Raw genomic sequence first — 25,098 nt, 5'->3', positions numbered from 1 at the left:
GTTACTCCTGCAAATCCAACGCCTGTTGCTTGAGCTGGCGTTTGCGTTCGAAGGGCAACTGTTCATCATCCCGTAGGTTGGGTTGGGTTGGGTTGGGTTGGGTGCAGCAGGAATCAGGTAGCGCTGCGCCAGTGCGGATGCGCATGTTCATCAATCATCCAGTGCGGCTGGCCGGGGGTGATACGCACGCCGCCGACCCAGCGCTCCTGCGTGGCGTGGTCGGGCCAATACGCTTGGCCATGGAGCACGTCCTGGCCCAATGCGGTCAGCGCCAACAGGCGCTGCGGCCAGGGTTTTTGTGGGTCGGTCTCGGTCAGCAACGGGTGCTCTGTATCAATCAGCGGCCGCATCAACGCATGAAACATCATGTCCCCCAGGAACGGCAGCGGCTCGCGCTTGGCCATCAACTCGGCGAACACCCGGCCAAACGGCGTGGGTCCGGCTTCGGCGAGGTAGGTGAGGGCCAGGCGCTCGGTCAGTGATAGACCGTCGTGTGTTCCCGGCAATTCCTGCAGCTGGCGCAACAGCGCCGGGGCCAGCAAGGGCAGGGCGGTGTGCTTGCCGTGGGCCAACTCGGCCCATGCTATTGGCGAGCTGTCGCAATAGGCCGACCAGGCCTGTTTGGCCAAGTGCACTGCATCGTCTGCGATTGGCTTGCGCTGTGGCCAAAGCCAGGCGAGCACATCAGGCGCCAGTTGGCCGATGCCGATAAAGCGCTCGACGCCGGGGATGCGGTCCACCTCGATCAACTCCAGCTTGCGCGGCGCCCGCTCAAGGCCGGCCAGTGCGCGGATCAGGAACAGTTGGTCATACGCATCCGCCTCGCACCACAACACGCTGTGTTCGGCGCTGGCCAGGGTGTCGAGGTGGTTGTACTCATCGTCGACGCGGCGCGCTGCATCGGCGGGGTCGATGCTGAACGACTCGCTGATAAACGTACTGCGCATGGCACGGAATGCGTGGCTCGGCAGGTCACGCACCGGGCCCATGCACAGTGGGTCGCTGAGCATCTGGAACCGGCCCTTGAACCCCGCCACTTGCAGGCTATGAGCGATGTCATTGCCGCAGCGCCAGTGGGTGGTGCGGGCTTCATCGCTGGCGTCGAAACCAGGGTGACGGGCGGCGAAGTCGAGGGCGTCGATATGGGCCTTGAGCTTGGGCCAACTGCTGAAGCCGAGCTGTTTGGCGATCTGCCATTGAGCCTTGGACAAAGTCGCAGTCGGGTCCTGGGCTTTGAGGCGCGCCAACAGCTCCTTGGCGCGCTTGCGCTGCTGCTCAAGGTTGAGACGGCCATCGGTGTTGGAAGATAAGGGGCGTTGCGGCATACGATCTCCTTGCACAAACCTTTTCCGCTTTCAGGCTGGGAGTCGTAGAAGTGTGATATTCAGTCAAGGATCCTGGGCGCAGCCCTTTCCGCGGAAGGTGGCGTAGACAGCGCCAGGCACGGAATATAGGCAGCGAGGCAGTGGATTGCAAGCCGTTCAACCGAGTAAAGAGTGCATGACTGACACCCCTTTGATACAGACCCGCGCCCTGACGCGCATGGACGAGCGCCGCCAGGTGGCGTTGCTGCAGCCCACGGATTTCATCCTCAAGCGCGCCGACCGCGTGTCTATCACCGGTTCATCCGGTTCTGGAAAAAGCGTGTTCCTGCGTGCGCTGGCCTTGCTCGATACGCCGAGTTCCGGGCAAGTGCTGTGGAACAACCAGCCGATCGCCAACGCGCAGATCCCCCATTACCGCAGCCATATCAGCTATCTGTCCCAGCGCCCTGCGCTGCTTGAAGGCACGGTGGAGGACAACCTGCGTTTCCCGTTCAGCCTTAAGACCCTGCGCCAACGCCAGTTCGACCGGAATGCGGTGACGACCTTGCTGGGGCATGCCGGCAAGGCGGCGGATTTTTTGAGCAAGAACGCGTTGGACCTGTCGGGCGGTGAGTCCCAAGTGGTCTCGCTGATCCGCACCCTGCAACTCAATCCTGAAGTGCTGTTGCTCGACGAACCCACCGCCGCCCTCGACCCTGCGTCATCGCGCGATGTGGAAGCGTTGATCGATGCCTGGTTCGCCGGCGACAAGGCCCGTGCCTATATCTGGGTGTCCCACGATCTGGAACAGGCCCGGCGCATGAGCGACATCCACCTGCACATGAGTGCCGGTGTCCTCAGCGGAGCGGCCCAGCCATGAACTATCAAAACCTTACCGCGCTGGACATGGGCATCGCCGCGTCGCTGATCCTGATCAACGGCGCGTTGTCGTTGCTGCTGCGCCTGGGCCTTGGGCGCCAACTGTTGTGGGCGGCCGTGCGCACCGTGGTGCAATTGCTGGCCATCGGTTATCTGCTGGGCTGGGTGTTCGAGTTCGCCTATTGGTACGTGGTGCTGCCCTTGATGTGTGCGATGACCTTGATCGCGGGGTTGTCGGCGGCGGGGCGTGGGCGCAGGACTTACCGTGGGCAAAAGGTCGACAGCATCCTGTCGGTGTGGGGCAGTTCGTGGCTGGTGACGGCGGTGGGCCTGTTTGCGGTGATCCGCATTCACCCCTGGTACGAGCCGCAATACGCGATCCCGATCCTGGGCATGATCCTCGGCAACACCCTGACAGGCGTGTCCCTGGGCATCGAACGCATGACCCAGGAACTCACCTCGGGCCGCAACACCATCGAAATGATTCTGGCCCTCGGCGGCTCACGCTGGGAAGCCGCCCAGGAAGCCATCCGCCAAGCTGTGCGCGCCGGCATGATCCCGACGCTGAACCAGATGACCGTGGTCGGCATCGTCAGCCTGCCCGGCATGATGACCGGCCAGGTACTGGCGGGGGAAAGTCCGGTGGACGCGGTGCGGTATCAGATCGTGATCATGTTTTTGATCGCCGCGTCCTCGGCGTTGGGCACGGTAGGTGCCGTGTTGCTCACCTATCGACGGTTGTTTTCGGTGAGTCATCGGTTTTTGCGCGATCGGCTTGAAGAGCGTGCGTGATTGTTTCGACAGGTGAAATGCTGGATTGTAAATCCTGGTGATTCCAACAATCGGCGCCGCGATGGACCATGCCTGGCGTCAATACCCTCACTTTTGGAGCCGTTCATGTCCCCGTCCGCGATCAAACTCTATGGTTTCCCGCTGTCCGGCCACTCCCACCGGGCTGAGCTGATGCTCTCCCTGTTGGGCCTGCCTACGGAATTTATCCTGGTTGACCTCAAGCAAGGCGCGCACAAATCCGCCGAGTTCACTACGACGATCAACCGCTTCGGCCAGGTGCCGGCGATTGACGACAACGGCACCGTGCTCGCCGATTCCAATGCGATTCTGGTCTACCTCGCCACGAAATACGGCAACGGTCAATGGCTGCCGAGTGATCCGGTGGGGCAGGCGCGGGTCCAGCGTTGGCTGTCGGCAGCTGCCGGGCAACTGCATGCCGGGCCCGCGACAGCGCGGTTGGCCACGGTGTTTGGCGCTGATGTGGATGCGGCGGCGGCCATCAGCCGTGCCCATGCCTTGTTGGTATTGCTGGAACAGCAACTGAGCGAAACGCGCTTCCTGGCCGGCGAGCAACCGAGCATTGCCGATATTGCGTTCTATACCTACGTCGCCCACGCGCCGGAAGGTAATGTGTCGCTGGCCGACTACCCTGAAGTGCGTGGCTGGCTCGCGCGCATTGAGGCACTTGCGGGTTTTGTCGGCATGCCGCGTACGGCGGTGGGGTTGCAAGCGGCATGATATGAACCCCTGTGGCGAGCGAGCTTCTGTGGTGAGCGAGCTACTGTGGTGAGCGAGCTTGCTCGCGCTGGAGTGCGAAGCGCTCCCGGCTTTTCAGTTCCGCTGCGCAACCCAACAACGAGAGCAAGCCCCCGCCACAAAAAACTACAGGAGCCCCCGATGGACCGATTTCACGAAATGCAGGTGTTCCTGGCCGTGGCCGAGGAGGAGGGCTTCGCCGCCGCCGCTCGCCGCCTCAATACCTCGCCACCCAGCGTAACCCGTGCGATCGCGGCCATGGAGCAACGCATCGGCACCCAATTGCTGGCGCGCACCACGCGCAGCCTGCACCTGACCGAAGCCGGCCAGCGCTACCTGGAAGACTGTCGGCGCATCCTCGCCGAGCTGGACGAAGCCGAGGAAGCGGCGGCGGGCAGTTATTCCATTCCCTGCGGTCAGCTGACAGTGACCGCACCGGTGCTGTTTGGCGAGCTGTATGTGGCGCCGGCGCTGGGTGACTATCTCGACCGCTTTCCCCATGTGAACATCAATGCCTTATTGGTGGACCGCGTGGTGAACATGACGGACGAGGGCGTCGACGTGGCCGTGCGCATCGGCCATCTGCATGAGCCGGCGCAGCAGGCGATCCGGGTGGGCGAGGTGCGCCGTGTGGTGTGCGCGTCGCCCGGCTATCTCGACGAGTACGGTCGGCCCGAACACCCCGACCAATTGCGTGGGGCCAGGATCATTTCCTTATCCTCTGGCGGCCAATCGGTAAGCGAGTGGGCGTTTGTCCAGGGCGACCAGACGCTGACGGTGCCCATCGAACCGCGCCTGGTCGTCTCGGCGAACAACGCGGCGATCAGCCTGGCGCGCCTGGGTTGGGGCATGACTCGTGTGCTGTCGTACCAAGTCGCGGCGGCAGTGGCGGCCGGTGAATTGGAGATTGTGCTGGAGGCCTATGAACCGGCACCGCTGCCGATCCAGTTGGTGTTCCAGAACAGCGGCCGTGTCCCGGCCAAGGTCAGCACCTTTGTGGATTTTCTCAGCCAGCGCCTGGGCCAGGACGCGGCGCTCCAGCGGCGCGGCTGATGGAGCGTTATCGCGATATGCAGCTGTTCGCGGCCTTGGCCGGTCAACCGAGCCTGGCCTCGGCGGCGCGCCGTGCGTGTGTCTCCGGCCCGACCCTGGTGCGCGCAATCGCCCGCTTGGAAACGCGACTGCACGTGACGTTGCTGCAACGCAGCACCCAAGGCGTGAGCCTGACCGACGCCGGCAGCGCCTACCTGGCCGACTGCCAGCGCCTGCTGGCCAGTGTGGACGCCGCCGAAGCCTCGGCCAAGGGGGTGCACGTGCAGGCCCAGGGCACTCTGCGGGTGTTTTTGCCGTTATTGTTCAGCCGTTACCTGATGGCACCGGTATTGGCCGACTACCTGGAGCGTTACCCCAGCGTGCGCATAGTGGCGCGTTATCACGACTACGACCCCAACCTGCACGAAGATGGCCTGGACGTGGCGATCCTGGTGGGCGCGCTGCCCAGTTCTGCGCTGATTGCGCGGCCGCTCGGGCACGTGCGGCAAATCCTCTGCGCCAGCCCCGATTACCTCTCCGCCCACGGCGAACCCCGGCACCCGAGCGAGCTCAAGCAGCATCAGTTGATCGCCAGTGCCGATCAGGTGCGGTGGGAGTTTCCCGGCTATTTGCTCAAGGCCCGTGCGCGGTTGGGTTGCTCCACGGTGCAAGGCGCGATCAACGCAGCCGTGCAGGGTGCCGGTGTGGTGCGTTGCCAGAGCTATCCGCTGCACGAGCCGCTGCACAGCGGGCAATTGCGCCGGATCCTGCCGGCCTTTGAAGGGCCGCCGCTGCCGGTCAACGTGGTGTATCGCGAGGGCCGCAATGCGCCGATGCGCGTGCGCAGTTTTGTCGACCATTGTGTGGCGGCGTTGCGCGGTCATCCGGCATTTCAGCTGGCGTAACAGTGGATTGCCTGGCGTGGGTATTCTCTCGCCGCCGTGCAGCGCGCAGCATCGACACATCCCATTGGAGGTGCTCGCCATGAACCCTATCGAACAGTCCCCCTGGCATGCCGGTGAACGGCAGATGCAGGAAAGCGCCGGCGTGGCCGAACGCATGGCCGTGGTTGGCCCCAAAGTGATTCGCGATCATTTGCCGGAGCAGCATCGGGACTTTTATCCCTGGTTGCCGTACCTGCTGCTCGGCGTAGTGGATGAGCAGGGCCTTCCTTGGGCGACGCTGGTGGAAGGCGCGCCGGGGTTCGCCCACTCGCCCGACCCGCACAACTTGCAGATCGACAGCCTGCCGTCTGCCAGTGATCCCGCCCGCACGGCCTTGCGCCTCGGCGCTGCGGTGGGTGTGCTGGGCATCGACCTCAACACCCGCCGCCGCAACCGCATGAACGGCCGCATCGGCGCCCTGGATCACGCGGGGTTTTCGGTAGACGTGGTGCACACCTTCGGCAACTGCCCCAAGTACATCCAATTGCGGCCTGTGGAGGGCGTCGCACGCAAACCCGGTACCGTGGCCGAACGCACTGCCATCCTGGACCTTGACGCACAAACGATGATTCGCCAAGCCGACACCTTCTTCGTCGCCAGCTATGTGGACGCGGATGGCGAACGCTCGGTGGACGTGTCCCATCGCGGCGGCAACACCGGCTTTGTGCACGTCGATGGCAATGTCCTGACCATCCCGGACTTTGCCGGCAACCTGTTCTTCAACACCCTGGGCAATCTGGCAGCCAACCCGGTGGCAGGGCTGCTGTTCATCGACTTTGAGTCGGGTGATGTACTGCAGGTTGCCGGGCATACCACGCTGATACTCGATGGCCCCGAAGTGGCGGCGTTTGAAGGTGCGCAGCGGTTGTGGACGGTGACCGTGGAGCACGTGGTACGGCGGCCGGCAGCATTGGCGTTGCGTTGGGAATTTGCCGGATTTTCGCCATTCAGTCTGGCTGTGGGGAAAGAGTAGGCCGGGTGGTGCCGTAGGCCACTTCAGGGAACAGCTGGTTGGTCATTTCAATGATCTTGCTCTGCGCATAGCGAGCTTGCTCTATGTGGTGAGCGGGCTTGCCCCGCGCTGGGCTGCGCAGCAGCCCCAACACCATTCGCCACAAGGCTTCGGGTGCGCGGGTTTGTTGAGTAATGGGGCCGCTGCGCAGCCCGACGCAGGGCAAGCCTGCTCACTACAAGGAAGTTGCTCGCGTCTGGGAAGTCATAGTGAGCTTGCTCTATGTGGTGAGCGGGCTTGCCCCGCGCTGGGCTGCGCAGCGGCCCCAACATCATTCGCCACAAAGTCTCGGGTGCGCGGGATTGTTGAGTAATGGGGCCGCTGCGCAGCCCGGCGCAGGGCAAGCCTGCTCACTACAAGGATGTTGCTCATGGGCATTGCTCTAGCGCTGCGTCGTCAGCACTGCCCCATCCCCCCACGCCCCACCCAGCGCGGTATACAGGTTCACCTGCGCCACCAACTGTGCCAGCCGATCCACGATCAGTGCCTGTTGCGCGCTGAACAGCGAGCGCTGGGCGTCGAGGAAGGTCAGGTTGCTGTCCACGCCGCTGCGATAGCGGTGTTGGGCCAAATCGTAATACGCCTGGTTGGCGGCGACGAAATCCCGTTGTGCATTGAGCTGGTCGGTATAGGTCTGCCGGGCCGCCAGGCCGTCGGCGACTTCCTGGAAGGCGGTCTGGATGGATTTTTCGTACTGCGCCACCGTGATGTCCTTTTGCAGTTTGGCGTAGTCGAGGCTGGCGCGCAGGCTGCCGGCGTTGAAGATCGGCAGGTTGATTTGCGGCTGGAACGTCCAGCTGCCAGAGCCGCCCTTGAACAGCCCCGACAGTTCGGTGCTGGTGCTGCCGGCGTTGGCGGTAAGGCTCACCGACGGGAAGAACGCGGCGCGGGCGGCGCCGATATTGGCATTGGCGGCGCGCAGTTGGTACTCGGCCTGGAGGATGTCCGGGCGGCGTTGCAGCAGATCCGAGGGCAACCCGGCGGGCACGCTGGCCACCAGGTCATCCGCCAGTGGACGGGATGGCAACGCTTGATCCACCGGGCCACCCACCAACAGCGCCAGGTTGTTGAGGTCTTGCGCCACCTGGCGCTCATACCGGGCCACGCTGGCGCGGGTGCTTTCGACGCTGGTGCGCGCTTGCACCACGTCCAGGGCTGACGCTTTACCCGCGGTTTTACTCCGGCTGGTCAGGTGCAGGCTGTGGTCGTTGGCCGTCAGGGTTTGCCGGGCCAGGGCCAGCAGTTCCTGGTCGGCGCGCCAGGTCAGGTAGGCATTGGCGACGTTGGCCACCAGGCTCAATTGCGCGCTGCGCCGCGCCTCTTCGGTGCCCAGGTACGTGAGCATTGCCTGCTCGCTGAGGCTGCGCACGCGGCCGAAAAAATCCAGCTCATAGGCGCTGATGCCAAGGGTGGCGGAATAGGTGGAGGTGATCGCCGACTTACCGGTGCCATTCACCTCCCCAGGCACACGCTGGCGGGTGCCGGCACCGGTGGCGGACACCGCCGGGAACAGGTCGGCACGCTGGATACGGTACTGCGCCTGGAAGGCCTCGACGTTCAACGCGGCCACCCGCAGATCACGGTTGTTGACCAATGCTTCGCGGACCAGCTGTTGCAGCGCCGGGTCATGGAACAGTTGCTGCCAGTCCGAGGAGGGCGCCAGCGTGCCGGCCTGCGCCAGCGCATACACGCCGGCCTGCGGATACTGTTCAGGCGTCGGCGCCACGGGCCGCTGGTACTCAGGGATCAGCGAGCAGCCAGCGAGCACGAAGACCATGCCGGCGAGAGAGAGTGTTTTCATCAAGCGCCCACCATCCACTTCGCCAACCCATGTCGGCCACTCACACCCAGCTTGGCGGCGGCGCGCTTGAGGTAGGTCTCGATGGAGCTGTTTTTCACGCTGAGCTTTTCCGCCATCTGCGGCACGGTGCCGCCGGTCAACAGGCCGAGGCACACTTCCTGCTCACGGGCCGACAGGGTGATGTCTCCAAGGGACAGACGCTTGTAGAACTCGCGTTGCAATTGCGATTGCTCAAGCAGCGTATAGCTCGGCTCCGCCTGGGCCTGCGGCGCCTGGCGGAGCACGTTGGCGTGGCGTTCGATCAGTGGCAGCAGGGTGTCGGACAGGCACTTGAGAAACGACAATTGGGCCAAGGAAAACCCGCGCTCGCTCGGCGGCCGGTAGAACGAAATCACACAGCGCCGGTTGCCCTGGCGCGACACCAGGTTGCACTGGTGCGAGGTGCCGCGAGGGTGGGCACTGTTGGGTTTGGCGCTCATCTGGATCAGCAATGGGTCCTGCATGCTGAGCATTTGCTGCAGCAGCGGGTGGTCGTCCAACGGGCGTACGGCCAGAGGCGCAGGCAAGTCCTGCTTCTGGCCAGCGCTGCCAAGGAGCTTGATATCGAGCACGCGGTCGCGCAGCTCGTCGAGGGTCCATTCACTGAGGTCCACCAAGTGGATCGGTATCCATTTGCTGACCAGATGCAGCATATGGTCGGCAAACGCCTCATGGCCGCTGTGTGCAATCAATTCACCCATTTCAGCGTAGAAATTCGGGCTCTGTGTGTTACCCATGCTGCGCTTCAAACTCATAGCCATCTCATCCTTGATGTCGAAAACCGTCAACGAACTCCCTGGGCCTCTGGGGGGCGATCCGTTCCTCATGAACGAGAGTCGGCACTCGAGATTTTATTTAGCCAGGGGATTTGTCCTACGTATGTAGCGGAAACGAGGGACACAAGCTGCCATAAAAACCACGTCATTAATTCGACGTTTCTGAAAGCTGTTTCCTGCCAAGAAAAACGCAGCGCAAATCTGATAATTTCATAACTTTATGATTTGTATAGAAAATAGTTATTTTAAAGGGCCGTTGTAAAAAACCAGCAGCGACCAGATGTAGTCGATGTCCTACAACTCTTTAATCGTTTCAGCAGTGAACCTTCAGCCAACCCGGATCCATCCATTTGAATGTCCGGGTTTCGGGTGACAGACAGCCCCCGACCCCCATGCTCAAATCCGGCAATTTCGCCGTCATGGGGCTCCCTGCGCGGCCAGCGCCTGACACCCATGAGAAGGATCTTATGCAGCAATTTCCCAACCTGCCGGCCAGCTTCCCCCTCACCTCGGCCCAACAGGACATCTGGCTCGATCAACTGCGGATGGGCGACTCACCGCTCTACAACATCGGCGGTTATGTCGACTTCGAAGGTGCGGTAGCGCCTGAATTGATCCAGCGCGCCGTCGAGCAGTTGGTGGCCCGGCACGACGCGCTACGCACTCAACTGCACAGTGATGACCACGGCCTGCCTCGACAAACCTTCGCCCCTGCGTTGGTGACCGAAGTGGCACAGCACGATTTCTGCGCACTGCGCGACCCGCATGCAGCGAGCCAGGCCTTGATGCAGGCGCACATGGCACGGCCGTATCCGCGGGAGGGCGCGCCGCTGTTCCATTTTTTCCTGGTCAAGCTTGCCGACAACCACTACCGGCTCGGCACCCAGGCCCATCATGTGATCCTCGACGGCTGGGGTTTTGGACAGATGCTGCAATCGTTGGCGCACCTGTATACCGCTCTTGAACAGGGCTACCCGCCCGAGCCACCGGCGCCGTCCTATATCGACTTTATCGACGCCGACCAGCGCTACCGCGACTCAACACGCTTCGCCCGCGATCGCGCCTACTGGCTGGATAAATACCAGGTACTGCCGGAGCCTTTGTTCCCGTCGAAGTACGTCGCCAACACCCCCAGCAACACCCTGGCGCAACCCTTTCCCATCGCCCTGCTCAAGCGCATGGAACAGCTGGCCAGCCGTTACCAGGCCTCGGCGTTCCATGTGCTGCTGGCGGCGATGTATGTGTATTTCACCCGCACCGCCCAGCGCCCCGATTGGGTGGTGGGGCTGCCGATCCTGAACCGTTCCAACGCGCGTTTTCGCGCCACCGTGGGCTTGTTTGCCCAGGTCAGCGCAGTGCGTTTGCAGTTCGATGAACACCTGCCGTTCGGTGCCTTGGTGCGCGGCGTGCGCGACCAGCTCAAGCAGGATTTCCGTCACCAGCGTTTCCCGTTGAGCGAGATGAACCGCGAGCTGGGCCTGCACCGTGCCGATCGCGCCCAACTGTTCGACCTGTCGGTGTCCTTCGAGCAGGACGCCCATGAACTGCGCTACGGCGCCACCCAGGCCCGGGCGATCAAGGTGTCCAACCACCATGAAGCGCTGCCGATCGCCTTCCACCTGCGCAGCAACCGCCACCAGGACACCGCAAGTCTGCATTGCGTCTACAACGAAGCGTACTTCCAGCACGACGAGGTGTTCGCCCTGACCCAGCGCTTTACCTGGTTGCTGGAGCAGGGGCTGGATAACACCGAGTTGCCAGTCGGCGCGTTCTGCATGGTCACGCCCGCCGAACAGGCCCGACTGCGGCAGTGGAACGCCACTGAACAAGCGCACGCGCAGCCACACACCCTGCACGCCCGCATCGAAGCCCAGGCCGTGCGCACGCCGGACGCTGTGGCCGCGATTTACCAGGGCCACCCGTTGACCTACGCCCAACTCAATCAAAAAGCCAATGGCTTGGCCCATCAACTGATCGAGCTGGGTGTGCAACCCGATGACCGTGTGGCCGTCCTGGCGCGGCGCGGTCTGGACACGCTGGTGGGCCTGCTGGGGATTCTCAAAGCTGGCGCCTGCTACGTGCCGGTCGACCCGGCCCATCCCGCCGAACGCTTGAGCTATCTGCTGCAAGACAGCGCGCCGGTGGTGGTGCTGACCCAGCATGATTTGCTGCAGCGCTTGCCTGCCCAGGCGGCGCCGGTGATCGAGCTGGACCGACTCACGTGCCAGTTCGGTGCCAACCCGCACGTGGCGGTCAAGCCGTCGAACCTCGCCTATGTGATCTACACCTCGGGCTCCACCGGTTTGCCCAAAGGCGTGATGGTCGAACACCACAGCGTCTGCAACCTGGTGGACTGGCACTGCCAGGCCTTCAACCTGCACGCGGGCAGCCACACCGCCAGCGTTGCAGGCTTTGGTTTTGACGCGATGGCCTGGGAAGTCTGGCCGGCGTTGTGCGTGGGCGCCACCTTGCACCTGCCACCGGCCCATGACGGCGCGGAGGACATCGACGCGCTGCTCGGTTGGTGGCGTGCGCAGCCGCTGGATGTGTGCTTCCTGCCGACACCGGTGGCTGAATACGCCTTCAGCCAGCGGCTGGAGCACCCGACCTTGCGCACCTTGCTGATCGGCGGTGACCGTCTGCGCAGCTTCTCGCGTGCGCAGACTTTCGATGTGATCAACAACTACGGTCCCACCGAGGCCACCGTGGTTGCCACCTTCGGCCGCGTCGAGGCAGGCCAGCCGTTGCATATCGGTGCGCCCGTCGCCAACGCGGCGATCTATCTGCTGGATGAGCGGCAGCGCGCTGTTCCCATCGGCGTGGCGGGGGAGGTGTACGTCGGCGGTAAAGGCGTGGCGCGCGGCTACCTGAGTCGCCCGGAACTGAGCGCCGAACGTTTTCTCGACAACCCGTTTGCGCCGGGCCGGATGTACCGCACCGGCGACCTCGCGCGCTGGTTGCCTGACGGCAACCTTGAATACCTGGGCCGCAATGACGACCAGGTGAAAATCCGTGGCATGCGCATCGAGCTGGGGGAAATCGAATCGGCCCTGGCCACCCATGCGGATGTCCAGGAAGCCGTGGTGCAATCTCGCGACGGGCAATTGCTCGCCTGGTTTATCCCACGCCAGCCCGTGGACATCGAAACCCTGCGCGCCCACCTGCACGCCTCATTGCCGGACTACATGCTGCCGGCGGCCTACATGCCGCTGGAGGCGTGGCCCCTGACCGCCAACGGCAAACTCGACCGCAAGGTATTGCCGGCGCCGACCCAGGTGGCGTTCGTCACTCGCCGGTTCGAAGCGCCGCGAGCCGGTGTGGAAACCGTCCTCGCCCAACTCTGGGCCGAGCTGTTGCAGGTGCAGCAAGTGGGCCGTCACGACCATTTCTTTGAACTGGGCGGGCACTCGTTGCTTGCCGTGCAATTGGTGCAGCGCATGCGCCAGGCCGGGTTGCGCGCCGATGTGCAGGTGCTGTTCGGCCAGCCGACGTTGGCGGCGCTGGCGGCGGTGAGTGAAGGCAGCGACGTGGAGGTGCCGGCCAATCGCGTCCCCGCTGACTGTCGCCATATCACCCCGGAGTTGCTGGCGCTGGCCGAGCTCGATCAAGCCAGCATTGATCGTATCAATGCCGGTATTCCCGGCGGTGCGGCCAACGTCCAGGAAATCTACCCCCTGGCGCCGTTACAGGAAGGTTTGCTCTACCACCACCTCACCGACGAGCATGACCCGTACCAGCAACAGGCACAGTTCAGCTTTGCGCGGCGCGACCAACTGGACGCCTTTGCCCTGGCCCTGCAACAGGTAATCGACCGCCACGACATCCTGCGCACCAGCCTGGCCTGGGATGCCCTGGAGCAGCCGATGCAAGTGGTGTGGCGTGCGGCCCGCCTGCGTGTGGAACCTTGGCGTGACGGTGACAGCCCGTTGGACTTGCGCCAGGCACCGTTGATGGCGCTGGACTATGCCGAAGCGCCCACGGGTTGGGTGGCCCGGCTGCGCTTTCATCACCTGGTCAACGATGCGACGTCCACCACGATTCTGATGCAGGAAATCCGCGCCCACCTGCTCGGCCAACAGGCGCAATTGCCGGCGCCGGTGCCGTATCGCAATGTGGTGGCGCAGTCCCGTTCACCGGTGCGCCAGGCGGCCCATGAGGCGTTTTTTCGTGCGCAACTGGGCGATGTGGATGAGCCCACGTTTGCCTTCGGCGTGCAGGAGCGCCAGGCCAATCGGGCGGATACCGAAGAAGCGCAGCGTGCACTGAGTGACGACCTCAACCGGCGCTTGCGTGCCCAGGCCCGTGGTGTGGGCGTCAGCGCCGCCAGCCTGTTCCACTTGGCCTGGGCCCAGGTGCTCAGCCGCGTGGCGGGCCGTGATGACGGGGTGTTCGGCACCGTGTTGCTCGGCCGTTTGCAGGCGGGCGAGGGCGCCGATCGCGCCTTGGGTATGTTCATCAATACCTTGCCGTTACGCCTGCACCTGGCCGGGCAAAACGTCGCGGATGCGTTGCGTGACACCCATCACCAACTCAGCGCCTTGCTCGCCCACGAGCAAGCGTCGCTGGCCTTGGCCCAGCGTTGCAGCGGCGCGGCGCCGCTGTTCAACAGCCTGCTCAATTACCGTCATACCGATACCGAGCGCGACCTCGTGCTGGTGCCGGGCATTGCTCTGGTCAGTGCCGAAGACATTCTCAGCTACCCGCTGATGCTCAGCGTGGACGATACCGCCGGCGGTTTTAACCTCAAGGCCAAGGCCCCGCGCACGGTGGGCGCCGAACGTACCCTGGACTACCTGGAAACCACGCTGATCAACCTGGCCGAGGCACTGGAGCGCACGCCGCAAGCGCCTTTACGTGACGTGCAGGTGCTGCCCGCCCGCGAAGTGCAGACACTGCTGCTGGACTTCAACGCCACCGCCACCGACTACCCTGAAACCCTCACCGTCCAGGCGCTGTTCGAAGCCCACGCGCGGCACATTCCCCACGCGGTGGCGGTGCAGGCCGGTGAGCTGCAACTGACTTATCGCGAACTCAACGAGCGCGCCAACCGCCTGGCCTTCCACCTGCGCGAGCGTGGCGTGCAGCCAGATTCGCGCGTGGCGCTGTGCGTCGAGCGTGGCCTGGACCTGGTGGTGGGGTTGCTCGCGATCCTCAAGGCTGGCGGCGCCTATGTGCCGCTGGACCCCGGCTACCCCCGCGAACGCCTGGCCTACATGCTTCAGGACAGTCAACCGGTGGCGCTGCTGGTGCACGCGGCCACCCGCGACTTGCCCGGTGAAGTCGCCATCCCGGTGATCGATTTTGACCACTGCGCCTGGAGCCACGCGCCGGACGGCAACCCCTCGGTGCCAGGGCTGAGCGTCGCGAACCTGGCCTACGTGATGTACACCTCCGGCTCCACCGGCACGCCCAAGGGCGTGATGATCGAACATCGTGGCCTGGGCAACCTGATGCACTGGGGCTCGCAGTTGTGCCCCAATGCCGAGGGCGGCGCGCTGTTGCAACGGGCGCCGTTCAGCTTTGACGGCTCGGTCTGGGAGTTGTTCTGGCCGCTGGCCAATGGCATGCGCCTGTTTCTGGCGCGGCCCGATGGTCATCGCGAGCCGGCTTACCTGGCGCAGGTGATTCGTGAGCAACAGATCACCGTGATCAAATTCGTACCGGCAATGTTGCAGCAGTTCCTTGAACTGGAAGAGTCCGCGCTGTGCACCAGCCTCACCGATGTGCTGTGCGGCGGCGGCGAACTCACCGAAGCCCTGGCCCGTGGCGTGCAGGCGCGTTTGCCCAAGGTGCGCCTGCATAACGTCTACGGCCCCACCGAAGCCACGGTGGACAGCAGCGCCTGGACCCTGGACCCCGGCGCACCGGTCCCGGCGCTGCAATTGCCCATCGGCCGGGCGATCAACAATACGCGCCTGTATGTGCTGGACGAACACGACGCGCCGGTGCCCATGGGCCTCAGCGGCCAGTTGCATATCGGCGGCGTCGGCGTGGCCCGTGGGTATCTGGGGTTGGAGCAGATGACGGCCGAACGCTTTATCGACAGCCCGTTTGTGCCGGGGGATCGGCTGTACCGCACCGGCGACCTCGTGCGTTACCAGCCGGACGGCAACCTGGAATTCCTTGGGCGTAACGACTTTCAGGTCAAGCTGCGCGGCGTGCGTCTGGAACTGGGCGAAATCGAATCGTGCCTGCTGGCGCATCCAGCGTTGCGTGAGGTGGCGGTGCTGATTCGCGATGAGCGACTGGTCGCTTACTTCACCCTGCGCGGACCGGCGCCGAGCCTGGAAGACTTGCGCGTTCATGTACTGCAGCAGTTACCGGAATACATGGTACCGGCGGCCTTCGTGGCGCTTGAAGAACTCCCCCTCAACCCCGCCGGCAAACTCGACCGCAAGGCGTTGCCAGAACCGGGTTTGGAAGCGGTGCTCAGCCGCGCCTATGAAGCGCCCCAGGGCGAAGTGGAAACCCTGATGGCCGGCATCTGGGCGCAGGTGCTCAAGCTGGAACGGGTAGGGCGCCACGACCACTTCTTCGAACTGGGCGGGCACTCGCTGCTGGCGGTGAACCTGGTCGCGCGCCTGCGCAAGGCCGGGCTGGAGGTGGATGCGCGCAGCCTGTTCAGTCAGCCGACGCTGGCGCAACTGGCCGCCAGGACCGTGGCGCAGGTGCAGCGGGTGGAGGTGGCGCAGACGGCGATTCCGCAGCTTGATCGGCGGCGGCGGATATGAAAGGCAATCAATGTGGGTTTGCAAACTCCCGCAATGATCGCCCGCTTCTAATCCACTCCTGATTTATTCGCTACGGGGTTGTAAATCATCCTTCGAGTACCTTTTTCGACGATAAAGCACGAGCGAGCCAGGCGTTAGGGACTGGTATGGACGACTGATAAGAATATATAGGCCGTTTGTCGGATATTTTTGTTGGTTCCCTCGGTACAGCTCTGAATCTTTAAACCCCCCTCGGGGGTAGGAAAGATTTTTAGTGCGAATCTGCGGTTCGTAAGTTGTTAATTCTATAAGTGTTCACATCTTCCCATCCTTGGTTGGTTGGAGGCCGACGTTGCTCGCAAGTATTTAACTTCTGAAATTAGTGAGGGAAACTTCCTAAATTCGGTAGTTAATTTTCCTACGAGGAATTTTTATCTTTTGGGCTTTTCTCCATGCGTGTACTAGATTGTTTTTGTCACTTTTCGGGAAGTGGCTGAGAACAACTTGTGTGAAAGGAGAGATGAAGTGATGGCAAAATTTTGAGGAGTCTACGTCGCATTGGTATATGTGTGATTGTCGATGCTGGTCTCCCGGATGGATAGAATGGTCCCGTTTCCCTGAGGTGTGTAATGAATCGCTACTCATTCGTTAAGCCTGTGTTGCTGGCGTCACTATTCGTTAAAGAACAATTAAAAGAGCCCGTTGCGCTGTTTTGGTCGGTGTTGTCTCCGGTGGTTACTTACTATTTAATAACTTATTCGAGAGGGGCGAATAACGACGCGCCCAATGACTATTTGTCCAGTGCCTCGTGGTTCTATTCCTTCGTCGCTTCAAGTGTTGCCTTGTTTGGATTGGCGTTTTATATCGTTGGTCGCAGGGAAAGTGGGTTTTTGAGGTCTTTTGTCTATACGGATGATAATAAAGTTATTTTTCTTTTTGGGCATTATTTAGCCTATTCTATAATATCGCTCGTATATTGTTGTGTTTTTTATTTGCTGACCCGCAGCTATAATGGTGCGGTCGAGGTAGAAGAGCTTCTTGGCATCCTTGGGCGGTTCTATATTTGTTTTTTATTGTTTTCGATACCGGCTCTCTTATTGACTCTTGTTCCCTTGGGTTTTCAAAATTCAAGCACTGTTTTTTCCATGGCGTCGCTTACAATGTTAGCGCTTGGAATCGTCAGCATTGGGACGTCCAGCCCTGTTCTCGAAAGAGTAAGCTTTATTAATCCTATGTGGTGGGCTAACCATATTATGTTGGTAGGTGTCGCTGAGTGCTGGTTCATAGCGTTGGTTATTGGTGTTTCGTTTTTTGTTACGCTTTGGATTGTGTTTCGGTTTTTAACTATTAACCCTGTATGGAGTCGTTATTGATGAAGCGGCTTGTTGTGAATTCGCTTGAGGTCAGGTGTGCGCGGAAAACTTTGTTTGAAGATGCCACGCTGACCGTTGAGGCTGGGTCAATATGCGGGTTGTTAGGTGCTAACGGGTCTGGTAAGACAACGTTCTTTGATGTGGTGTGTGGCTTGAAAAGAATCGAAGCGGGTGAAATCGTTCGGTCTTTTTCGAAGTTACTTTACTTGTCACAAGTGATTAGTACGCCACCTGTGTTTCGTATGTTTGATGTTTTCAGGATGACAATGCTTTTTTGCTCTGACAGTAAGCTTGATAAACAACATGCGCTGGAGAAAATTGAGAAGTGGAGTCCTGGGATAGCAGATCGGTATTGCGAAATATGGACAAAAAAATCATCTCTGTGCAGTTATGGGGAAAAACGCTGGTTTTTTACGTTGTCTCTTCTTAGCGCCAACGCTGATCTGGTTATCTTGGATGAGCCTACCGCGGGTGTTGATCCTGAGTTTCGTCATCATATTTGGAAGTGTCTGGAGGGCGCCGCCGAGGAAGGAGTCGCCGTACTGGTCTCGTCGCATAATGTCGATGAGATCGTTGCTCACTGCGATGATTTCTACATGGTCAGTCAGCGGCGGTTCAATCGTTTCACTGATGCCCAAGGTTTTATGCGGGCGTACGGCGCTAATAGTCTGGACGAGGCTTTTATTTATGCAGCGAGTCTACGTCTGTAGCAGGCAACTGCGGATACAGAATCAGCTGCAAATACCCCTTGGAATAACGCTTACCCCCAAGCGGCAACTGCCCGGCCTCGCGCATTTCGCTGGTGCTGTCGACCCGCATCAGCACGCCCACCGAGCCGTGCTGGCGCGCCTCGGCGAGCCAGGCCTGTACTTGATCCAGATCGACTTTACGTTGGCCTGCATCGGCGAACTGCAAGCCGTAGCGCAGTTCGCCTTCGGTGCCATACAGCGCCACGTCGGTGCGTTGCAGGCGCCAGGCCAGGGCGCTGGCGCTGCCCAGTTCGTTGCTCAGCAGGGCGTGGGTGTGTTGCAACGCGTCCAGGTGTTCCAGCACGAACTGGTCGGGCATTTCGTTATCGGCGATCTGCGCCGGCATGCTCGCTGGCAGCAGGATCACCAGCACGCCGATGCCCACGGCCGGCAGCGCCCATAGCGTGAGCGGGCGCACGGCTTGCAGCAGGTTGGTGAGGATCCACACCAGTAACACGATGAAGGCCAGGGACAGGCTGAACATCTCGGCGAGGCTGTTGCCGTACAGCGGCCGGGCGATTTGCAGGTAGAGCAGGCCGAGCATGGCCGCCATGCCGATCACCAGGTTGAGCAGACCATTGAGCCTGAGCGCGCGTGGGTGGCCGTTGCGCAGCAGGTCGCTCAAGGTGTGTCCCATCAGCAATGCCAGGGGCAACAGGCACGGCATGATGTAGGTCGGCAGCTTGCCGTTGCTCAGGCTGAAAAAGCCCAGGGGCAGCAGCAGCCACAAGGCCAGGAAACCGATAGCCGGCTGGCGTATTTGCTGCCACGCCTGGCGCAGGGTATTGGGAAGCAGCCCGGCCCAGGGCAGGCACGACACGGCGATGATCGGCAGGAAGAACCACCAGGGCCGCACGTGTTGCGCGTTGTCGGCGCTGAAGCGGCGAATGTGTTCATTCCAGAAAAAGAAGCGCCAGAAGTCCGGTTCCTGGCTATGGATTGCCAGGACCCAGGGTAGGCACACCAGCACCGCCACGCCCACCGCCAGCGGGCCATAACGCAGCAGCTCACCAAGGCGCCGTTGCCAGAGCATATAGGGCACGGCAATCAATACGGGCAGCGCCCACGCCAGGAAACCCTTGGTCATGAAGCCCATGGCACAGGCAAATCCCAACACCGCCCAGGCCGTCAGGCGTCCACGCAGGTTGCTGCTGTCGAGGGCAAACCACAGCGCAACCAGGCTCAGGTTGACCCAGAGGGTGAATTGCGGATCCAGATTGGAATATCCCGCTTGCCCCGCCACCAAGCCAAAACTCAGGTAAAGCAGGGCACAGGCGACGCTTTTACGCGGGTCGTTCCACAGGCGGCGAGCGATCAGGTAGGCCAGCATCACGCTCAAGCCGCTGGCCAGGGCTGAGGCGATGCGTACGCCGAACAGATTCTGGCCGAACACCGCTTGACCAAGGGCAATCAGCCAATACCCGGCGGCGGGTTTTTCGAAATAGCGCACGCCCATGAAGTGCGGCGCCACCCAGTTACCGGACTGCAGCATTTCCTGGCTGATCTGGGCGTAGCGGGTTTCATCCGGGGTCCACAGGCCGTGCAGGCCCAAGGGCAACAGATAGAACGCGGCGAAGGCAAGCAACAGCAGATACAGGGGATTTGAACGGGTCATGAAAACGTCGCTCCTTGACGTTTAAAGCCAGGGGTTTTGAGTAATGAGGTCATGGTGCAAACGGTCACAGCGGTCACTAAGTAACAGGAGAGAGTCATGGGGGGCTTAATTCAAAGGCGCAACTAAACATGCCAGAACAGGGCTGTCTTGTTGCTGAACACAGGCAATCACTTCAGAGATGGTTGAGCGCAGCCGGCCAGTCCGGATTGTTCATGAGGCCCAAGGTCTTGAATTTACCGTTCGGCAACACTTGCACGAACAGAGCGCTGCCGTACTCGGGAAATGCCGCACGGGGGAAGCCCTGGGATTTTTCGAAGTCGGCGATGCAGCCGCTGTGCGTCACAAATACCAGGTTGCGCCCCGGCTGCTTGTGGCTGAGCAATTCCTCACCCATGGCTGCGCCGCAGACGGCTTGCTGTCCGGAGGTCAGCTCGTTTTTACCGAACATGAAGCGCAAGGTCTGGGCGGTACGAATGGCCGGGCTGGCGAGCACGTCACTGCCGTCCATGCCCAACCATTTAAAGGCGCTGCCGAGTTTTTCCGCCTGTTGGCTGCCGTTGATTGTCAGGCCTTCGACCGGCCCCAGGCACGGGTTGGTCGAGCGGTCGCAGCGCTCTTCATGACGCACCAGCACGATCACGTCGCCGTCGCGCCACAGCGGCATGACCTGGGAGGTCAGCAGGCGGTTGCCCACGCCGAGATCCCGTGGCGAAGCCGGCCAGAGCAGGCTGCAAGCGAGCAGCGCAGTGATCACGGCAATGCCAAGCCACAGACGTTGCAGGCGCTTGAAAAAAGCCCGGGGCGAGCGCGGTTTGGTCAGGGTAATGTCTACCACTTCATTCACCTTGGACACTGTTGGCAATGTTGTATTAATTAGGCGCAACTTGTTGGCGAATAGCCGCAGTGAAGCAGGAGGCTGTCACAGGGCTGCTGTCTTTTCGCTGAACATGCGGCGGTTAAAAACTGTCAGGCGTGGCCACTGATCAAGTGGCCGACGCGTGACGCATAACCGGCAATTTAGAGGGCTGCGAGTGGGCAACCGGTGAAATCCATGTGAAAAATTTGCGTGGCCCAATGGCGCAGCCGTTATTCTCGATGGCCGCCCATCAATCGAGTGCTCCCATGTTGCAGGTGCAAGGTGTCTTCAAAAGCTACACGACCCCTCAAGGCCCATTGGCGGTGCTGGCCGGTGTGGATTTGCACCTGGCCCCACGCAGCAGCCTGGCGTTGATGGGCGAGTCGGGCAGCGGCAAGAGCACCTTGTTGCACCTGGTGGCGGGGCTTGATCGGTTGGATCGCGGCAGTATCCAGGTGGGTGAGCAGCGTCTCGACCAGATGAGCGAGCCGCAACTGGCCCACTGGCGGCGCACTGAAATCGGCCTGGTGTTCCAGCAGTTCAACCTCATCGGCAGTTTGCGCGTTGACGACAACCTGGCGTTCCAGGCCCGCCTGGCGGGGCGCTTTGATCCGCGCTGGCAGGCGCAGTTGGTCGAACGCCTGGGCCTGGGCGACTTGCTCAAGCGCTATCCGGAACAGCTCTCGGGCGGCCAGCAACAGCGGGTCGCGGTAGGTCGGGCCTTGGCGTCACGGCCGGGTTTGCTGCTGGCTGACGAACCCACCGGCAACCTCGACGAAGCCACCAGCGACGAGGTGCTGCAACTGCTGCTGGACCTGTTGCGTGACAGCCCCACCAGCCTGTTGATGGTCACGCACAGCCCACGCATTGCGGCGCGGCTGGACCAGCAGGTGGTGTTGCATCACGGCCGCGTCCTGCCGGCGGATGCGCGCTGACATGGCGGTGTTTTATTGGACACTGCGCGCGTTGCTCAGCCATTGGCGGCGCCATCCGGTGCAGTTCTTCAGCGTGCTTACCGGCTTGTGGCTGGCCACTGCACTCCTGACCGGCGTGCAGGCTCTCAATACTCAGGCGCGCGACAGTTATGCCCGCGCCAGCCAGTTGATCGGCGGCGAACCCCAGGCCAGCCTCAGTGCGCCGGACGCGGCCAGTTTTCCGCAAGCGCTGTTCGCCCAATTGCGCCGCGCCGGTTGGCCGGTGTCGCCGGTGGTGCAGGGGCGTTTGCAGCTCAAGGGGCATGAGGACATGCGCCTGCAATTGATGGGCATTGATCCGCTGTCGTTGCCCGGCAGCGGTGCGGTAGCGGGGCAGCGCTTGAGCCAGGCGCAGATGCTTGCCTTCTTTGAACCGCCGGGGCGGACCTGGATCGCGCCGCAAACCTTGCAGGCCCTGGGGCTGCTCGAAGGGCAGCAACCCCTGGCGCAGAACGGGCAACGCCTGCCGCCCCTGCAAGCGCAGCCGGATATGGCGCCCGGCCTGTTACTCACCGATATCGGCTTTGCTCAACCCCTGCTGGAAATGCCTGGGCAACTCTCGCGACTGCTGTTGGACAAGGCCTTCGCCGCCGGGCATCCCACGCCACCCGCCGGGCTGCAACTCAGGCAGGGCGAGGACAACAACCTGGCGCGCCTTACCGAAAGCTTTCACTTGAACCTGGATGCGCTGGGCTTCCTGTCCTTTGTGGTGGGGCTGTTTATCGTGCACGCGGCCATCGGCCTGGCCCTGGAGCAACGACGCGCACTGTTGCGCACCTTGCGTGCCTGCGGGGTCAGTGCGCGTTTGTTGATCCTCGGGCTTGGGGTGGAGTTGGGCGCGTTGTCGCTGCTGGGCGGTGTGCTGGGCGTTGCCAGCGGCTACCTGCTGGCCAGCCTGCTGCTGCCGGATGTGGCTGCCAGCCTGAGGGGGTTATATGGCGCTGAAGTACCGGGACAGTTAAGCCTGAGCCCGTGGTGGTGGTTGGCGGGGCTCGGCTTGAGCCTGTTGGGCGCCTTGCTTGCCGGCGCCAGCAGCGTGTGGCGGGCGGCGCGCCTGCCGTTGCTGGCGCTGGCCAACGCCCAGGCCTGGCACGAAGCCCATGGCCGTTGGTTACGGCGCCAGGGCTGGGTCGCAGCAACCGCATTGCTGATCGCGCTGTTGGCGCTTTGGCTGGGCGACAGCCTGGCGTCTGGTTTTATATTGATGGCGGCGTTACTGCTCGGCGCTGCCCTGGGCTTGCCGGTGCTGCTCAACGGGCTGCTCAAGGCCGTGCTGGGGCGCAGCCGTTCGGTACTGGGCCAATGGTTTCTCGCCGATTGTCGCCAACAATTGCCGGCCTTGAGCCTGGCGTTGATGGCGTTGCTGCTGGCCCTGGCCGCGAACATCGGCGCGGGCTCCATGACGTCAGGCTTTCGCCACACCTTCAATCATTGGCTGGAGCAACGCCTGACGGCCGAGCTGTACCTCAACCCACAAACCCCGGCCCAGGCGGATCAGCTCAGCACCTGGCTGGCGCACCAATCGCTGGTACAGAGGGTGTTGCCGACCTGGCAGGTCGCGGTGCAAGTGCAGGGTTGGCCGGCGGATGTGTTCGGGGTGGTCGATGATCCGACCTATCGTCAGCATTGGCCGTTGTTGGAGGCTGTCGCTGAGCCCTGGGACCAACTGCTGGGTGACGACACTTTGATGCTCAGCGAGCAGTTGGCGCGCAGGTTGTCAGTCAGGCTCGGGGATTCGATCAATATCCCCACGCCGCAAGGTGCATGGTCGCCCAAGGTGGTGGGGATCTACGCCGATTACGGTAATCCCAAGGGGCATATCCTGGTCAATTCCGCGCACCTGCTGGCGCACTGGCCGACCCTCTCGCCGGCGCGTTTCAACCTGCGCGTCGCGCCGCCCGATGTGGCGCCACTGGTGCGCGAAGTGCAGCGCGAATTTGCCCTGGACGACAGCCGTATCGTCGATCAACAGCAACTCAAGGGCTGGTCAAGCCAGGTGTTCGAACGCACCTTCGCCGCGACCGCCGCCCTCAACAGCCTGACCCTGGGCGTGGCCGGCGTGGCGCTGTTCATCAGCCTGCTGACCCAGAGCCAGAGCCGCCTCGGCCAACTCGCACCGCTGTGGGCGCTGGGCGTGACACGGCGACAATTGATGCTGCTGAACCTGGGCCAGACCTGGCTGCTGGCGGTGCTCACCCTGATGCTGGCGTTGCCGCTGGGGGTGCTGCTGGCGTGGTGCCTGGACGCGGTGATCAACGTACAGGCCTTTGGCTGGCGGCTACCATTGCAGGTGTTCCCGTGGCAGCTCGCACAATTACTCGGGCTGGCGATGCTGGCCACATTGTTAGCATCGGCCTGGCCGCTGTGGCAGTTGTACCGCAGCCGCCCGGCGGATTTGCTTCGGACCTTTGCCCATGAAGATTAAGGCGTTGATCTGCGCGTTATGGCTGCTGGCGGCCTGTGACAAAGTCCCCGCACCCCAGGAGAGCTTCGCAGGCCTGGGCAGCGATGCAGCGGACTTTGCCCAAGTGGTGCCCGGCAAGGCGTTCAGCTTTCCCGAGGACCACGGCCCCCATGACGGCTTTCGCATCGAGTGGTGGTACGTTACCGCCAACCTCAAGGATGCCGAGGGCAATGTGTTCGGCGTGCAATGGACGCTGTTTCGCAACGCGTTGAAAGCCGGGCCGACCCAGGCCGGCTGGCAGGATTCGACGGTGTGGCTCGGCCATGCCGCCGTCACCTCTGCCAACCGCCATTACGCCGCCGAACGTCTAGCCCGTGGCGGCGTTGGCCAGGCCGGTGCCCAGGCCGCGCCATTCACAGCGTGGATCGACGATTGGAACTTTGCCAGCCGTCCTGGCGCAGTCGGTGCATTGGCGGATATGCAACTCAAGGCCAGCGATGCGCACTTCGCCTACGACCTGCGCCTCACCGCCAGTCGGCCGCTGGTGTTGCAAGGCGACAACGGCTACAGCCGCAAATCCGACCAGGGCCAGGCGTCGTATTACTACAGTCAGCCGTTCTTCACTGCCGAGGGCAGTGTGCGCATTGACGGCAACACCTATCAAGTCACCGGCCCGGCCTGGCTCGACCGCGAATGGAGCAGCCAACCCCTGAGCGCCAACCAGACCGGTTGGGACTGGTTCTCCCTGCACCTGGATCGGGGCGCGCAACTGATGCTGTTTCGCGTACGCCAGAAGGACGGCGGCGGTTATCTCACCGGCACCTGGATCGACGCCCAGGGACGTACCGAGACGTTGCACAACGCCGATATCCAACTCGCCCCGCTGGAAAGCACGGCCATTGATGGGCGCAACATTCCTACGCGCTGGTCGCTGAAAATTCCTCGCAAACAGCTGGATATCACCACCGAAGCCGTCAACCCGAATGCCTGGATGAACCTGGGGATTCCGTATTGGGAAGGGCCGGTGCGGTTTGAGGGCGGGGTGGGGTATCTGGAGATGACGGGGTATTAAGGCGGATTCG

17 protein-coding genes are annotated in these 25,098 nt (G+C 62.2%); 12 read left to right on the top strand and 5 right to left on the bottom strand.

Annotated elements, in window-relative coordinates; genetic code table 11:
* Positions 1-113 precede the first annotated feature (113 nt).
* Complete coding sequence (locus tag NDJ82_RS01430) at positions 114-1,325, bottom strand: DUF1835 domain-containing protein (RefSeq protein ID WP_250924813.1); 1,212 nt, start codon at positions 1,323-1,325, stop codon at positions 114-116.
* Between the two features lie 175 nt (positions 1,326-1,500).
* Between NDJ82_RS01430 and NDJ82_RS01425 the strand changes: the two genes are divergently transcribed.
* The 6 genes from NDJ82_RS01425 to NDJ82_RS01400 all read left to right on the top strand — a co-directional run bounded on the left by NDJ82_RS01425 (position 1,501) and on the right by NDJ82_RS01400 (position 6,680).
* Positions 1,501-2,184, top strand: coding sequence for an ABC transporter ATP-binding protein (locus tag NDJ82_RS01425; protein WP_158878915.1), 684 nt, complete (start codon positions 1,501-1,503; stop codon positions 2,182-2,184).
* Positions 2,181-2,975 (top strand): ABC transporter permease, encoded by a 795-nt coding sequence (locus NDJ82_RS01420; RefSeq protein WP_099586577.1) that lies wholly within the window; start codon positions 2,181-2,183, stop codon positions 2,973-2,975. The genes NDJ82_RS01425 and NDJ82_RS01420 overlap by 4 nt, the downstream gene beginning before the upstream one ends.
* A gap of 105 nt (positions 2,976-3,080) precedes the next feature.
* Positions 3,081-3,713: a glutathione S-transferase family protein gene (locus NDJ82_RS01415; protein WP_112196053.1), complete on the top strand. Its 633-nt coding sequence runs from the start codon at positions 3,081-3,083 to the stop codon at positions 3,711-3,713.
* A gap of 159 nt (positions 3,714-3,872) precedes the next feature.
* Positions 3,873-4,784 (top strand): LysR family transcriptional regulator, encoded by a 912-nt coding sequence (locus NDJ82_RS01410; RefSeq protein WP_191946424.1) that lies wholly within the window; start codon positions 3,873-3,875, stop codon positions 4,782-4,784.
* Positions 4,784-5,668: a LysR substrate-binding domain-containing protein gene (locus NDJ82_RS01405; RefSeq protein WP_250924812.1), complete on the top strand. Its 885-nt coding sequence runs from the start codon at positions 4,784-4,786 to the stop codon at positions 5,666-5,668. Before NDJ82_RS01410 ends, NDJ82_RS01405 begins: the two co-directional genes overlap by 1 nt.
* A 79-nt stretch (positions 5,669-5,747) precedes the next feature.
* Entirely contained in the window at positions 5,748-6,680 is a 933-nt protein-coding gene (locus tag NDJ82_RS01400) for a pyridoxamine 5'-phosphate oxidase family protein (RefSeq protein WP_250924811.1), read from the top strand.
* 421 nt (positions 6,681-7,101) lie between these two features.
* Here the strand turns inward: NDJ82_RS01400 and NDJ82_RS01395 are convergent, their stop codons facing one another.
* Together NDJ82_RS01395 and NDJ82_RS01390 are read right to left on the bottom strand one after the other, a co-directional pair.
* Positions 7,102-8,520, bottom strand: coding sequence for an efflux transporter outer membrane subunit (locus NDJ82_RS01395; RefSeq protein WP_250924810.1), 1,419 nt, complete (start codon positions 8,518-8,520; stop codon positions 7,102-7,104).
* Positions 8,520-9,314, bottom strand: a complete 795-nt coding sequence (locus NDJ82_RS01390; RefSeq protein ID WP_099586583.1) for a helix-turn-helix transcriptional regulator — start codon at positions 9,312-9,314, stop codon at positions 8,520-8,522. Before NDJ82_RS01390 ends, NDJ82_RS01395 begins: the two co-directional genes overlap by 1 nt.
* A gap of 488 nt (positions 9,315-9,802) precedes the next feature.
* Here NDJ82_RS01390 and NDJ82_RS01385 point away from each other — a divergent pair, with 488 nt between their 5' ends.
* The 3 genes from NDJ82_RS01385 (at position 9,803) to NDJ82_RS01375 (ending at position 18,128) form a co-directional block, all read left to right on the top strand.
* Positions 9,803-16,066 carry a non-ribosomal peptide synthetase gene (locus NDJ82_RS01385; protein WP_250924809.1) on the top strand — a complete coding sequence of 2,088 codons (6,264 nt, stop codon included), beginning with the start codon at positions 9,803-9,805 and terminating at the stop codon, positions 16,064-16,066.
* Positions 16,067-16,674: 608 nt separating this feature from the next.
* The gene (locus NDJ82_RS01380) at positions 16,675-17,418 is read left to right on the top strand and encodes an ABC transporter permease (RefSeq protein ID WP_250924808.1); all 744 of its coding nucleotides are present in this window, start codon (positions 16,675-16,677) and stop codon (positions 17,416-17,418) included.
* Positions 17,418-18,128 (top strand): AAA family ATPase, encoded by a 711-nt coding sequence (locus NDJ82_RS01375; RefSeq protein ID WP_250924807.1) that lies wholly within the window; start codon positions 17,418-17,420, stop codon positions 18,126-18,128. The genes NDJ82_RS01380 and NDJ82_RS01375 overlap by 1 nt, the downstream gene beginning before the upstream one ends.
* Here the strand turns inward: NDJ82_RS01375 and arnT are convergent.
* Complete coding sequence (gene arnT, locus NDJ82_RS01370) at positions 18,100-19,782, bottom strand: lipid IV(A) 4-amino-4-deoxy-L-arabinosyltransferase (protein ID WP_250924806.1); 1,683 nt, start codon at positions 19,780-19,782, stop codon at positions 18,100-18,102. The genes NDJ82_RS01375 and arnT overlap by 29 nt on opposite strands.
* A 172-nt stretch (positions 19,783-19,954) precedes the next feature.
* Complete coding sequence (gene pmrG, locus NDJ82_RS01365) at positions 19,955-20,635, bottom strand: lipopolysaccharide core heptose(II)-phosphate phosphatase PmrG (RefSeq protein ID WP_158878906.1); 681 nt, start codon at positions 20,633-20,635, stop codon at positions 19,955-19,957.
* A 269-nt stretch (positions 20,636-20,904) separates the two neighbouring features.
* Here pmrG and NDJ82_RS01360 point away from each other — a divergent pair, with 269 nt between their 5' ends.
* The 3 genes from NDJ82_RS01360 to NDJ82_RS01350 are packed head-to-tail and all read left to right on the top strand — an operon-like array spanning position 20,905 to position 25,088.
* Entirely contained in the window at positions 20,905-21,573 is a 669-nt protein-coding gene (locus NDJ82_RS01360; RefSeq protein WP_099586589.1) for an ABC transporter ATP-binding protein, read from the top strand.
* Between the two features lies 1 nt (position 21,574).
* Positions 21,575-24,037 carry an ABC transporter permease gene (locus tag NDJ82_RS01355; protein ID WP_250924805.1) on the top strand — a complete coding sequence of 821 codons (2,463 nt, stop codon included), beginning with the start codon at positions 21,575-21,577 and terminating at the stop codon, positions 24,035-24,037.
* Positions 24,027-25,088 carry a lipocalin-like domain-containing protein gene (locus tag NDJ82_RS01350; protein ID WP_158878903.1) on the top strand — a complete coding sequence of 354 codons (1,062 nt, stop codon included), beginning with the start codon at positions 24,027-24,029 and terminating at the stop codon, positions 25,086-25,088. The genes NDJ82_RS01355 and NDJ82_RS01350 overlap by 11 nt, the downstream gene beginning before the upstream one ends.
* The last annotated feature ends 10 nt before the right edge of the window (positions 25,089-25,098 follow it).

Source organism: Pseudomonas sp. SR18 (genome assembly GCF_023701505.1).
Classification (GTDB): Bacteria; Pseudomonadota; Gammaproteobacteria; order Pseudomonadales; family Pseudomonadaceae; genus Aquipseudomonas; species Aquipseudomonas cyclaminis.
Note: the sequence above shows the minus strand (reverse complement) of the source record. Positions and strands in the feature narration are given on the sequence as shown.

What these genes read in the sequence shown, in the direction of transcription:
- NDJ82_RS01430 (WP_250924813.1), bottom strand. Translation starts at nt 1,325, where the DNA reads ATGCCGCAACGCCCCTTATCTTCCAACACCGATGGCCGTCTCAACCTT.
- NDJ82_RS01425 (WP_158878915.1), top strand. Translation starts at nt 1,501, where the DNA reads ATGACTGACACCCCTTTGATACAGACCCGCGCCCTGACGCGCATGGAC.
- NDJ82_RS01420 (WP_099586577.1), top strand. Translation starts at nt 2,181, where the DNA reads ATGAACTATCAAAACCTTACCGCGCTGGACATGGGCATCGCCGCGTCG.
- NDJ82_RS01415 (WP_112196053.1), top strand. Translation starts at nt 3,081, where the DNA reads ATGTCCCCGTCCGCGATCAAACTCTATGGTTTCCCGCTGTCCGGCCAC.
- NDJ82_RS01410 (WP_191946424.1), top strand. Translation starts at nt 3,873, where the DNA reads ATGGACCGATTTCACGAAATGCAGGTGTTCCTGGCCGTGGCCGAGGAG.
- NDJ82_RS01405 (WP_250924812.1), top strand. Translation starts at nt 4,784, where the DNA reads ATGGAGCGTTATCGCGATATGCAGCTGTTCGCGGCCTTGGCCGGTCAA.
- NDJ82_RS01400 (WP_250924811.1), top strand. Translation starts at nt 5,748, where the DNA reads ATGAACCCTATCGAACAGTCCCCCTGGCATGCCGGTGAACGGCAGATG.
- NDJ82_RS01395 (WP_250924810.1), bottom strand. Translation starts at nt 8,520, where the DNA reads ATGAAAACACTCTCTCTCGCCGGCATGGTCTTCGTGCTCGCTGGCTGC.
- NDJ82_RS01390 (WP_099586583.1), bottom strand. Translation starts at nt 9,314, where the DNA reads ATGAGTTTGAAGCGCAGCATGGGTAACACACAGAGCCCGAATTTCTAC.
- NDJ82_RS01385 (WP_250924809.1), top strand. Translation starts at nt 9,803, where the DNA reads ATGCAGCAATTTCCCAACCTGCCGGCCAGCTTCCCCCTCACCTCGGCC.
- NDJ82_RS01380 (WP_250924808.1), top strand. Translation starts at nt 16,675, where the DNA reads ATGAATCGCTACTCATTCGTTAAGCCTGTGTTGCTGGCGTCACTATTC.
- NDJ82_RS01375 (WP_250924807.1), top strand. Translation starts at nt 17,418, where the DNA reads ATGAAGCGGCTTGTTGTGAATTCGCTTGAGGTCAGGTGTGCGCGGAAA.
- arnT (WP_250924806.1), bottom strand. Translation starts at nt 19,782, where the DNA reads ATGACCCGTTCAAATCCCCTGTATCTGCTGTTGCTTGCCTTCGCCGCG.
- NDJ82_RS01360 (WP_099586589.1), top strand. Translation starts at nt 20,905, where the DNA reads ATGTTGCAGGTGCAAGGTGTCTTCAAAAGCTACACGACCCCTCAAGGC.
- NDJ82_RS01355 (WP_250924805.1), top strand. Translation starts at nt 21,575, where the DNA reads ATGGCGGTGTTTTATTGGACACTGCGCGCGTTGCTCAGCCATTGGCGG.
- NDJ82_RS01350 (WP_158878903.1), top strand. Translation starts at nt 24,027, where the DNA reads ATGAAGATTAAGGCGTTGATCTGCGCGTTATGGCTGCTGGCGGCCTGT.